This is a genomic window from Nocardiopsis sp. iso_25, from assembly GCF_056173305.1.
Genome location: NZ_CM149667.1, coordinates 5,704,179 through 5,716,043, shown reverse-complemented (window position 1 = coordinate 5,716,043; position 11,865 = coordinate 5,704,179). Strand labels below are relative to the sequence as shown.

Sequence of the window (11,865 nt, the reverse complement as noted above, 5' to 3'; positions counted from 1 at the left end):
TACTGTATACCGTGTGCATCACATTGGAGCACGGTGCCGCGTCGGTGTCCAGACCCCGTGTGGGGCGGGTGTGGTCCGGACCGGGAGCGGACGCCTGAGCAGGGCCGCCAGGACGGCCGCCGCGCCGCAGAGCGCCCCGGACGCGGCCAGGCCCGCGGGCCACGCGGAGGCCGGCGCCAGGGCCAGGAACAGCGCGGCCCCGCCGACCCCGAGCAGGCCGCCGACCGCCTTGGAGCTGTAGACCAGGCCGTGGATGTCGGCGGTCCAGCGCGGCCCGAAGTGCCCCTCGGTGATCGCCCGGGTCAGCGGGTAGCACGAGCCGGTGCACGCGCCCGCCGCCAGCGCGAGCAGCACGAGTGCGGTGCTCTGCCCGGTCGGGACGGCGACGGCCAGGCCCGCCTGGGCGAGCGCCCCAGCGCACAGCAGCGCGGTGAGCGTGCGCCTGCGGCCGGTCCGCTCGGCCGCGGTACCCGCGGCCAGCCGTCCCAGGCCGCTGCCCGCCGCGAAGGCCGTCACCGCCAGGGCGACCGCCGCGCCCGGGTGGCCGCCGTCCGCCAGGAGGACGGGCAGCACGGCGAGGGTGGACAGCGCGCTCGCCCCGGACAGCGCGACCACCGCGTGCAGGAGCGGCAGGGAGCGGCCGGAGGACCACGCCTGGGCCGGGGTGAGGTCGCGGGCCCACGGCGGGTCGGCGCCCGCCAGCAGCGCGCTCGCGCGCGGGTCGGAGCCGGGCGGCCACCACCTGGGCGGGGCCGGGCGCTGCCCCGCGCCGCCCACCAGCCCCAGGACCGCGACCAGCAGGGCGAGCGCCCCGCAGACGACGGGCAGGGCGGCAGGGGAGGCGCCGAGCGCGACGGCGGGCAGGAGGGGCGTCCAGCCCAGGGCGAAGGCGCCGCCCACGGCGCCCGAGCGCACGGTGCGCCGGTCCGGGAACCAGCCGTCCACCAGGTGCGCGCAGGAGTGGTAGACCAGCCCCGCGCCCAGACCGCCCAGGAGGCCGTAGCCCAGGACGGCGGCGGGCAGCGACGGGAAGGCGCCGAGCGAGACCAGGGCGGCGGCGCACAGCAGCGCACCCGCCTGGACGGCCGGTCCGGCCCGCACGGCTCCCCGGGCCCGGAGCCGGTGCAGCGCCGGCGCGCAGGCGCCCTGCACCAGGGTCCAGACCAGGAAGGGGGCCAGCGCCTGGGCGGGCGACCAGCCGTGCGCGGCCACCAGCGAGGGGACCGCGGCGCCGTAGCCGAACTGGAGTCCGCCGACCGCCGCCGCGGCGGTCAGCGCGCGGAGCAGGATCGCGCGGCGGGACCGGCCGGTGAGCGCGCGGGCCGAGGGGCCCACCGCGTAGCTCCTGCCGCGCCAGTCGCGCACCTCCTCGGGGGAGGGGGCGGCGGAGGAGGGGGTGGAGGGGGACGGGCCGGGGAGCGGACGGCGGCTGCGCATGACGACACCTCCTTGTATGCAGTATGCAAAGGGCACGTCGATCTGGAAAGGGGTGACCGGGGACACATTTCTGCCCGAAGGGCTATTGCATACTGCATACAGTATGGCGTAACACTGGAGGTGACCGAGAACCACGCACGTGAGGAGGCCCGGTGGATCTGTACGAGTACGAGGCCAAACAGCTCTTCGGGGAGTACGGCGTCCCCCTCGTCGAGGGCGAGATCGCGGACACCCCCGAACAGGCCCTGCTGGCGGCCGGACGGATCGGCCACCGGGTGGTGGTCAAGGCGCAGGTCAAGGCCGGTGGTCGCGGCAAGGCCGGCGGCGTCAAGGTCGCCGAGGGCCCCGAGGACGCCCGGGCCAGGGCCGAGCAGATCCTCGGCATGGACATCAAGGGCCACACCGTCCGCCGCGTCCTCGTCGAGGAGGCCTCCGACATCGCGGAGGAGTACTACTTCTCCTTCCTGCTGGACCGCGCGAACCGCACCTTCCTGTCCATCTGCTCCGCCGAGGGCGGCATGGACATCGAGGAGGTCGCCCGGACCCGGCCCGAGGCGGTCGTGCGCACCCCGGTCGGCCCCGGGGGCGTGGACCACGGGGCCGCCCTCGCGATCTGCCGCGCGGCCGGGCTGCCCGAGGAGGTGCGCGACTGCGCGGCCCAGGTGGTCACCCGGCTCTGGCAGGTCGCCGTCGGGGAGGACGCCACCCTCGTCGAGGTCAACCCCCTGGTCCGCACGGCCGACGGGCGGATCATCGCCCTGGACGGCAAGGTCACCCTGGACGGCAACGCCGCCTTCCGCCACCCCGAGCGGACCCCGTTCGCCGACGGCGCCGACACCGACGAGCGCGAGCGCACGGCCAGGGCCAGGGGCCTGAACTACGTCAGGCTCGACGGCGAGGTCGGCGTCATCGGCAACGGCGCGGGCCTGGTCATGTCCACCCTGGACGTGGTCGCCCACGCGGGCGGGGCGCACGGCGGCGTCAAGCCCGCCAACTTCCTGGACATCGGCGGCGGCGCCTCGGCCGAGGTCATGGCCGACGGCCTGGAGGTCATCCTGGGCGACCCCTCGGTCAGGAGCGTCCTGGTCAACGTCTTCGGCGGCATCACCGCCTGCGACGCGGTGGCCGAAGGCATCGTCCGGGCCCTGGACATGCTGGAGGGCCGCAGCGGCGACGAGGGCTTCGACCAGCTCGGCAAGCCGCTGGTCGTGCGCCTGGACGGCAACAACGCCGAGCTGGGCCGCGAGATCCTCACCAGACGCGCCCACCCGGCCGTGCAGCAGGCGGACACCATGGACGGCGCCGCCGCCCGGGCCGCCGAGCTCGCGGCCGCCAACTGACAGCGGCCGCACACCCCCGACGGGAGCGACGAACACACATGGCCATCTTCGTGAACAGCGACAGCAGAGTCCTGGTGCAGGGCATGACGGGCTCTGAGGGCACCAAGCACACCCGGCGCATGCTCGCCTCGGGCACCACCGTCGTGGGCGGGGTCAACCCCCGCAAGGCCGGTCAGAAGGTCGACTTCGACGGCACCGAGGTGCCCGTCTTCGGCTCGGTGGCCGAGGGCATGGCCGCCACCGGCGCCGACGTCACCGTCATCTTCGTGCCGCCCAAGTTCTCCCGGGACGCGGTCTTCGAGGCCGTCGACGCCGGGATCGGGCTGGCCGTGGTCATCACCGAGGGCATCCCGGTGCACGACACGGCCGCGTTCTGGGCCCACGCCCAGGCCAAGGGCAACAAGACCCGCATCATCGGCCCCAACTGCCCCGGGCTGATCACGCCGGGCCAGTCGAATGCGGGCATCATTCCGGCCGACATCACCAAGCCGGGCCGGATCGGGCTGGTGTCCAAGTCCGGGACGCTGACGTACCAGATGATGTACGAGCTGCGTGACATCGGTTTCTCCTCGGCGGTGGGCATCGGCGGGGACCCGATCATCGGGACCACGCACATCGACGCCCTGGCGGCGTTCGAGGCCGACGCGGACACCGACGTGATCGTGATGATCGGTGAGATCGGCGGGGACGCCGAGGAGCGTGCGGCGGAGTTCATCCGCGACAACGTGACCAAGCCGGTGGTGGGTTACGTGGCGGGCTTCACCGCTCCGGAGGGCAAGACGATGGGCCACGCGGGCGCGATCGTGTCGGGTTCCTCGGGCACGGCCGCGGCCAAGAAGGAAGCGCTGGAGGCCGTCGGCGTCAAGGTCGGCACCACCCCCAGCGAAGCGGCCCGGATGGTGCGCGCCGTCCTGGGCGGGACCCCCCTCGGAGAGGAGGCGGGCGCCCTCCCCGAGGCGGCGCCCACGGCGCGATGACGGCGACGCTCAAGCCCGGCACCGACTGGGCGATCCTGTACACCCGCTGCCGCGAGGCGGCCCCCGAGGCCTTCGGCCCCGACCGGACGCACAACCACTGGGGCGGCCGGTGGCGCGCCGACGGCGAGCCCCGGACCGCGTACTCGCCCGTGGACGGCTCGGAGATCGCGGGCCCGCCCATGCTCGACGGCGCCACCGCCGCCCGCGCGGTCGCCGGGGCGGCCGGGGACCACCGCCGCTGGAGCGCACTGCCCCTGGCCGAGCGCCGCGAGCGGGTGCGCGCCGCGGTCCGCTCCTGGGAGCGGCACCGCGACACCCTCGCCCTGGCCCTGGTCTGGGAGATCGGCAAGCCCTGGCGGCTGGCCCGCCAGGACGTGGACCGGGCGATCTCGGGGGTCGAGTGGTACCTGGACGGCGTCGAACCGATGCTGGAGGGCCGCCTGCCACTGGACGGCCCGGTCAGCAACATCGCGAGCTGGAACTACCCGATGAGCGTGCTGGCGCACGCGATGTGCGTCCAGGCGCTGGCGGGCAACGGCGTGATCGCCAAGACCCCCACCGACGGCGGACTGGTCTGCCTGACCCTGGCCGTGGCCCTGGCGGTCCGCGAGGACCTGCCGTTCACCCTGGTCAGCGGAGGCGGTAGCGACCTCTCCCCGGCGCTGGTGCGCGGGCCCGAGATCGGCTGCGTGTCCTTCGTCGGCGGCCGGGACACCGGCGGCCGGGTGGCGGCCGACCTCGCCGACCTGGGGCGGCCGCACGTCCTGGAGCAGGAGGGGCTCAACTGCTGAGGCGTGTGGGAGTTCGGGGACTGGGAGACCCTCTCCGGGCAGATCCGCAAAACCTTCGACTACGCCAAGCAGCGCTGCACCGCCTACCCCCGGTTCGTCGTGCAGCGCTCCCGCTTCGACGCCTTCCTCGACGCCTACCTCACGGCGGTCCGGTCCGTGCGCTTCGGCCACCCCCTGGCCGTGGAAGCCCCGGGGGACGACCTGCCCGAGCTGGACTTCGGCCCGGTGATCAACGCGGCCAAGGCCAAGGAGCTGACCGACCGGGTGGCCGAGGCCGTCGCGGGCGGGGCCGTGCCGCTCTACCGGGGCGGGCTGGAGGACGCCCTCCTGCTGCCGGACCAGAACACGGACGCCTACGTGGCCCCCGTGGCCCTCCTGGAGCCGCCGCGCTCCTCGCCGCTCTTCCACGCCGAGCCCTTCGGCCCGGTCGACTCGATCGTGCTGGTGGACACCGAGGCCGAGCTGCTGGCCGCCATGAACGCCAGCAACGGCGCCCTGGTCGCCACGGTCTCGTGCGACGACACCGACACGGCCGCGCGCCTGGCCGCCGGGGTGCGGGCCTTCAAGGTCGGCGTCAACCGGCCGCGCTCGCGCGGGGACCGCGAGGAGCTGTTCGGCGGCTGGGGCGACTCCTGGCGGGGTGCCTTCGTCGGCGGCGAGCTGCTGGTCCACGCGGTCACGAGGGGACCGGCGGCCGAGCGCCCGCCCGGCAACTTCCCGCACTACACCCTGCGCCCCGAGGGACGCGTCTAGGGAGAAGCGCGGTCTTCCGGGTGACCGGCGGCTCCCCGGAAGACCGTCCTCCTCAGACAGCGATCAGGCGGTGTCACCGTGTCCCCCGGACAACTCCGTCCTGGCCCAGGCGCGCTCCTGCCCGGTGAAGGCGCCGTGCTCCTCCTGGTAGTCAGCGAGATCCCGGGCGATCAGGTCGCCGCGCAACCGGTGCTCGACCTCTTCGGCGGTGTGGGCGTGGAGCGCTCGCCCTACGGTGACGGCGTGCGCTGCGCCGACGACGTCCTCGGGAGACGAGGGGCCCGTCCGAACCGAGGAGGCGCTGCCCACGGGAAGCCTGTCTTCAGCCATGCGGCAAGTGTGCCGAAGCTGAGGGGAACGAGGAGTCGGCTCCGCGTCGTGAAGGCGCGCCGGAGTGTCGGGAGCGGTCGGTGCAGGGGGCTGGAGCGCACCGGCCGCTCCCGCGTCTACCGACCCGGACCGCGGACGCCTCCCGTGGCCGCCGAAGGCGCGGCGTGCGCCTTCTCCAGGAGGATCCGGTGCCGTCCGGCGTAGACGTTCATGGAGGTTCCCCGGAGGAAGCCGACCAGGGTGATGCCCGCCTCCGCGGCGAGGTCGACGGCCAGGGACGAGGGCGCGGAGACGGCGGCCATCATCGGGATGCCGGCCATCCACGCCTTCTGGACCAGCTCGAAGGAGGCCCGCCCGGAGACCATCAGCACCGTCTCGCGCAGCGGGAGCCGGTCCGAGCGCAGCGCCCAGCCGACCAGCTTGTCCACCGCGTTGTGGCGGCCCACGTCCTCGCGCAGGGCCAGCAGCTCGCCGTCGGCGGTGAACAGGCCGGCGGCGTGCAGGGCGCCGGTGCGCTCGAACACCCGCTGAGCCTCGCGCAGCCGGTCGGGCAGCGAGGTCAGGGTCTCGACCCCGACGCGCAGCCCGTCCGCCTCCACCTGCCACACGGCCTGGGTGCGCACGGCGTCCAGGCTCGCCTTGCCGCACAGGCCGCACGAGGAGGAGGTGTAGAAGTTGCGTTCCAGGGAGGTGTCGGGGCGGGGGACGCCCGGGGCCAGGGACACGTCGAGCACGTTGTAGGTGTTCGAGCCGTCCTCGGTGGCCCCGGCGCAGTAGCGGATGGCGGTGACCTCCTCGCCCCGGGAGACCACGCCCTCGCTCACCAGGAACCCCGCGGCCAGGTCGAAGTCGTTACCGGGGGTGCGCATGGTGACGCTCAGCGGATCCCCGTCCAGCCTGATCTCCAGGGGCTCCTCGACGACCAGCGTGTCCACGCGCTCGGTCGCGGACCCGTCCCTGATCCGGAGCACCTTCTCCCGGGCCGTGACCCGTCCCATCCGTCCCACCGCCTTCTGGTGTGCCTGTGTCCCGGTTCTATCTGATTTCGCCCGGTTTCTCATCCCCTGAGGTGGGCCCGCCCCCGCGCGGGGGATCAGCCGCCGCCGCGCCGCTGCACGTGCTGGAAGCCGAACCGGCCCTTGATGCACAGGTTCCCGTGCGTCACCGGGTTGTCGTGCGGCGAGGTGACCTTGACGATCTCGTTCTCCTGCACGTGCAGCGTAACGTTGCAGCCCACACCGCAGTAGGTGCACACCGTGGTGGTCTCGGTCTGCGCCTCCTCGTTCCAGGTACCCGCCTCGCGCATGTCGAACTCGGTGCGGAAGGACAGGGCGCCGGTGGGGCACACCTCGATGCAGTTCCCGCAGTACACGCAGGCCGAGTCGGGCAGCGTGACGTCGTGCTCGGTGGAGATGCGCGCGTCGAAGCCGCGCCCGGCCACCCCGATGGCGAAGGTGTTCTGCCACTGGTCGCCGCAGGCGTCCACGCACTTGTAGCACATGATGCACTTGGAGTAGTCGCGCACGTACAGGTCGTTGTCCACCTTGGCGGGCTGCTCGACCGTCTCCGCGACCGCGCCGTCGCCCGGCTCGTGGTCGCCCGCGTGGCGGGCGTCGCGCACGCCCAGCGCCGCGGCCCCGGCGCGCGGGCCGAACCGCCCGGGCTCGGCCTCGTAGCGCTCCATCCACCCGGCCGCCTTGGGCGTGGTGGACAGGTCCACGGAGGAGCCGAGCAGTTCCAGGACCATCTTGCGGCTGTGCCGCACCCGCTCGGAGTCCGTGGCCACGCTCATGCCGGGCTCCAGCTTGCGCGAGCAGGCGGGGGCGAGCGTGCGCGCGCCCTCCACCTCCACCACGCACACCCGGCAGGCGTTGCGGGGGGTGAGGGTGTCGCCGTAGCACAGGGTGGGGATCTCGGTCCCCTCCCCGGCGCAGGCCTCCAGGATGGTGGTGCCCTCGGGAACGCGCACGGTGCGCCCGTCGATGGTCGCGTCGATCAGCCGCTTGGGCGGGGCCAGGAGTACGGGGACGGTCATCGGGCCTCCTCGGTAGCCGCCCGGGTGCCCGGGCCGGTGCTCTGGTGGGTGTCGTCGGTCGCGTCGAACAGGCCGAGCCGGTCGATCGCCGACTCCACGGCGTTCCACGCGGTCTGTCCCAGGCCGCAGATCGAGGCGTCGCGCATCGCCAGGCCGACCTCGCGCAGCAGGGGCACCTCGGCGGCGGCGTCGCCCCCGGACCTGATCCGCAGCAGCGACTCCTCCTGGCGCACGGTGCCCACTCGGCAGGGCACGCACTGGCCGCAGGACTCGTCGCGGAAGAAGGCCGCCACCCGGACCAGCGTCGCGACCAGATCGGCGGTGTCGTCCAGGACCAGCACCACCCCCGAGCCCAGGGACGTGCCCGCCGCGCGGGCCCCCTCGAAGGTCAGCGGGATGTCCAGCTCGTCCCCGCGCACGAAGGTCCCGGCCGCGCCGCCGAGCAGGACCGCCTGGATGGTGCGCCCCTCGGGCATCCCCCCGGCCGCCTCGATCAGGTCGCGCAGGGTGGCGCCGAAGGGCAGCTCGTACAGCCCCGGGCGGCGCACGCCGCCCGACAGGCAGAACAGCTTGGGGCCGGTGGACTGGCCGGTGCCCACGGCCGCGTAGGCCGGGCCGCCCATCAGCAGGACGGGCAGCACGTTGACCAGCGTCTCGACGTTGTTCACGGCGGTGGGCTTGCCGAACAGCCCCTTCTCCACGGGGAAGGGCGGCTTGCTGCGCGGTTCGCCGCGCTGCCCCTCGATGGAACCGAAGATCGCGGTCTCCTCGCCGCAGATGTAGGCGCCCGCGCCGCGCCGGATCTCGATGTCGAAGGCGAAGCCCGAGCCCAGGACGTCCGGGCCCAGCAGGCCCCGCCCGCGGGCCAGGGCGACGGCGTTCTCCAGGTGGCGCAGCGCCCGGGGGTACTCGCCACGGATGTAGAGGTAGCCGGTCCGCGCGCCCACGGCGTACCCCGCGATGGTCATCGCCTCGATGACGGAGAACGGGTCGCCCTCCATCAGGACCCGGTCCTTGAAGGTGCCGGGTTCGCTCTCGTCGGCGTTGCACACCAGGTAGTGCGGGCCGTCCGGCTGCTGGGCGGTGGCCTGCCACTTGCGCCCGGTCGGGAAGGCGGCCCCGCCCCGGCCGACGAGGCCGGAGTCGGAGACTTCCCGGATGACACCGGCGGGGCCCAGGCGCAGCGCCCGGCGCAGCGCGGCGTACCCGCCCGCGGCGCGGTAGTCGTCCAGGCTGAGGGGGTCGACGGTGCCGATCCGGCGCAGCAGCACGTGGTCGGGCGAGCCCGCGTCGGGCACGGCCGCGGCGGGGTCGGGTTCGGACTCGGTCCCGGGCAGCGGGTCCGCGCCGAAGGTGGTGGCGGGCCGGTGGCCGTCGGCCTCCGGCGCCCCGGTCCCGGACAGGGCCCCGGCGGCCATCGCGTCCAGCGCCTCGGGTGTGGCGGGGGCGGCGACGGCGTACCGGGCGGGGGCGCCCGCCTCCAGGGCCAGGGCGGCGGGCGCGCGCTCGCACATGCCCAGGCACGGGCTCTCGTGCCAGGCCGCCTCCCCGTCGTGGCCGCCGGGCGGGCCGAGGCGTTCGGTCAGCCGGGCGCGCATCCCGTCCGAGCCGGCCGCCGCGCATGCGATGTCGGTGCACAGGTGCACGACCCGGCGGGGCCTGCGGTGCAGGGCGAACATCGCGTAGAAGGAGGCGACGGCGTAGGCCTCCGCCGGGGGGACGGTCAGCCTGCGGCAGATGTGGTCGAGGGCGGGGCGGCTGATCCAGCCCACACGGTCGTTCACCGCGTGCAGGGCCGGGAGGAGAAGGTCGCGCCGGTCGCGGGCGGAGTGGCCGCCCCGCGCGTAGCGCAGGTCGGTGTCCTGGCGGGTGCCGCCGTCCCAGCCGGACTCGGGCGGCCCGAGCACGCTCTCGACGGCCTCGCGTTCGGCGGTGGTGGGCGTCTCGTCCAGGAATCGCAGGTCCACGCCGTGGTCACCTCATATCGAGTGTAATCCAGATCACAGGATTCTGTATACAGAGAACAGTATGATGGCGGTGTTCGGGTTGACAACCCCTGTAAGCGGTAAGATCGCGTAAGGATGCGTCCGAGTGTTCGGACCGCGATCGCAGGGCGCTGACCTGGCATGACGGGCCGTGCCGCCGCCGCAGGGGGCTGGGGCGACGGCACGGCCCTCCCTTTCTCCCTCAGCTCGCTGCGGCGGCCTGACGGGCGGACCGCTCCACCCGTTCGATCCGCACGGCGGCGGCCTTGTACTCCGCGGTCCCCGCGACGGGGTCCGTGGCGTCGATGGTCAGCAGCTGGGTGTCCACCTGGTCGGGGAAGTGGAAGGTCATGAACACCAGGCCGGGCCGCATGGCCTCGGTGACCGAGACCGGCACCAGCACCGAGCCCCGCCGGGAGGTCACCCGGACCGTCTCCCCGTCGCCGACACCGAGCTTGGCCGCGTCCTCGGGGGACAGGTCCAGCAGCTCGCCCCGGCGCAGTGGTGAGGAGAACCCGCTGGTCTGCACCCCGGTGTTGTAGTCGTCCAGCCGTCGGCCGGTGGTCAGCCGGAAGGGGAAGTCCTCGTCCAGCAGGTCCACCGGCGGCGAGTGGCCCACGATCCCGAACGGCGCGGGTTCGCCGCGCTCGGCCGGGTCCTCCGACCACAGCCGGGCGTGCAGGTAGCTCGGCTCCACGGCGTCCTCGGAGTAGCACGGCCACTGGATGCCGTGCAGCTCGGCCAGGCGCGCGTAGCTCATGCCCCGGTGCATGGGGGAGAGCGAGCGGACCTCGTCCCAGATCTCCTCGGCCGAGGGCCGAGCCCAGTCGTGGCCCAGCCGGGTGGCCAGGTCGCACATGATCTCGATGTCGTCGCGGGCGCCCTCCGGCGGGTCCAGCGCCCTGCGCACCAGCTGCACGCGGCGCTCGCTGTTGGTGAAGGTGCCGTCGGACTCGCACCAGGACGCGCTGGCCGGGAGCACGACGTCGGCCAGTTCGGCGGTGCGGGTCAGGAAGATGTCCTGCACGACCAGGTGGTCCAGGCCGCGCAGACGGCGGGTGGTCTTGTGCGTCTCGGGCTCGGACTGGACGGGGTTCTCCCCGATCACGTAGAGCGTCCTGAGCTCGCGCTCGTCCATCGCCTCGAACATCTGGGTCAGGTTCAGGCCCTTGGCGGGCTGGATCCCGCGTCCCCAGGCGGCCTCGAAGGGCTCGCGCACCCGGGCGTCCAGGATGTCCTGGAACCCGACCAGCCGGTCGGGGATGGCGCCCATGTCGCCGCCGCCCTGCACGTTGTTCTGGCCGCGCAGCGGGTTGAGCCCGGACCCGTACCGCCCCACGTGCCCGGTGAGCAGGGACAAGTTGATCAGCGAACGGACGTTGTCGGTGGCGTTGTGGTGCTCGGTGATGCCCAGCGTCCAGCACATCTGGGCGCGCTCGGCGCGGGCGTAGGCGTGAGCCAGCTCGCGGATGGCCTCGGCGGGTACGCCGGTCTCGGCTTCGGCGGCGGCCAGCGTCCACGGCTCGACCAGCGCCCGGTACTCCTCCAGGCCGGTGGTGGCGCGCTGGACGAAGGTGTCGTTGGCCAGCCCCGCGTGCAGGATCTCGCGGCCGATGGCGTGTGCCAGCGGGATGTCGGTGCCCACGTTCAGGCCCAGCCAGCGGTCGGCCCACTCCGCGGTCGGGGTGCGCCGGGGGTCCACGACGAACAGGCGCGCCCCGCGCCGCACGGCCTTGAGCACGTGCTGGAAGAAGATCGGGTGGGCGAAGCGCGGGTTGCCGCCCCAGATCACGATGAGGTCGGTGTCCTCGACCTCGGTGTAGGAGGAGGTGCCCCCGCCCGAGCCGAAGGCCGCGGCCAGCCCCGCGACGCTGGGCGCGTGGCAGGTGCGGTTGCACGAGTCGACGTTGTTGGTGCCGACGACGACGCGGGTGAACTTCTGCGCCATGAAGTTCATCTCGTTGGTGGCGCGGGCGCAGGAGAGCATGCCGAAGGAGTTGGGTCCGTGCTCGGCCACCCCGCGCCGGAACCCGGCGGCCGCGCGGTCCAGTGCCTCCTCCCAGGAGGCCGGGCGCAGCTCGCCGCCGTCGCGGACGAGGGGCTGGGTGAGTCGGGTGAGGGGTGCTGAGGGTGCGTCGGATCGCATGTGGCCTCGCTTGGTGTTCGTGGCCGGATTCGTCCGGGCCGCCGGGCGGCGACATTGTGCGGATACTGCAT

At 73.8% G+C, this 11,865-nt stretch carries 8 protein-coding genes and 1 pseudogene; 3 read left to right on the top strand and 6 right to left on the bottom strand.

Annotated features, from left to right (window positions below):
• Nucleotides 1-18: 18 nt before the first annotated feature.
• On the bottom strand, nt 19-1,437 hold the full coding sequence (locus tag AC0VX6_RS24605; protein WP_475466240.1) for an MFS transporter: 1,419 nt from the start codon (nt 1,435-1,437) through the stop codon (nt 19-21).
• A gap of 152 nt (nt 1,438-1,589) precedes the next feature.
• Between AC0VX6_RS24605 and sucC the strand changes: the two genes are divergently transcribed.
• The 3 genes and pseudogenes from sucC (at nt 1,590) to AC0VX6_RS24590 (ending at nt 5,298) form a co-directional block, all read left to right on the top strand.
• Nucleotides 1,590-2,777 (top strand): ADP-forming succinate--CoA ligase subunit beta, encoded by a 1,188-nt coding sequence (sucC, locus tag AC0VX6_RS24600; RefSeq protein WP_475466239.1) that lies wholly within the window; start codon nt 1,590-1,592, stop codon nt 2,775-2,777.
• Nucleotides 2,778-2,815: 38 nt separating this feature from the next.
• The gene (gene sucD / locus AC0VX6_RS24595) at nt 2,816-3,754 is read left to right on the top strand and encodes a succinate--CoA ligase subunit alpha (RefSeq protein WP_475466237.1); all 939 of its coding nucleotides are present in this window, start codon (nt 2,816-2,818) and stop codon (nt 3,752-3,754) included.
• Nucleotides 3,751-5,298, top strand: a pseudogene (locus AC0VX6_RS24590) (aldehyde dehydrogenase family protein). Before sucD ends, AC0VX6_RS24590 begins: the two are co-directional and overlap by 4 nt.
• Nucleotides 5,299-5,361: 63 nt before the next feature.
• On the opposite strand, the gene AC0VX6_RS24585 reads toward AC0VX6_RS24590, so the two are convergent.
• The 5 genes from AC0VX6_RS24585 to AC0VX6_RS24565 form a co-directional block, all read right to left on the bottom strand.
• Nucleotides 5,362-5,628: a hypothetical protein gene (locus tag AC0VX6_RS24585; RefSeq protein ID WP_475466235.1), complete on the bottom strand. Its 267-nt coding sequence runs from the start codon at nt 5,626-5,628 to the stop codon at nt 5,362-5,364.
• Between the two features lie 116 nt (nt 5,629-5,744).
• Complete coding sequence (gene fdhD, locus AC0VX6_RS24580; protein ID WP_274974860.1) at nt 5,745-6,626, bottom strand: formate dehydrogenase accessory sulfurtransferase FdhD; 882 nt, start codon at nt 6,624-6,626, stop codon at nt 5,745-5,747.
• 95 nt (nt 6,627-6,721) lie between these two features.
• Complete coding sequence (locus AC0VX6_RS24575; RefSeq protein ID WP_475466234.1) at nt 6,722-7,663, bottom strand: 2Fe-2S iron-sulfur cluster-binding protein; 942 nt, start codon at nt 7,661-7,663, stop codon at nt 6,722-6,724.
• Entirely contained in the window at nt 7,660-9,630 is a 1,971-nt protein-coding gene (locus tag AC0VX6_RS24570) for an NAD(P)H-dependent oxidoreductase subunit E (protein WP_475466232.1), read from the bottom strand. The genes AC0VX6_RS24575 and AC0VX6_RS24570 overlap by 4 nt, the downstream gene beginning before the upstream one ends.
• Before the next feature lie 220 nt (nt 9,631-9,850).
• Nucleotides 9,851-11,794 carry a molybdopterin oxidoreductase family protein gene (locus AC0VX6_RS24565; RefSeq protein ID WP_274974857.1) on the bottom strand — a complete coding sequence of 648 codons (1,944 nt, stop codon included), beginning with the start codon at nt 11,792-11,794 and terminating at the stop codon, nt 9,851-9,853.
• Between the last annotated feature and the right edge of the window lie 71 nt (nt 11,795-11,865).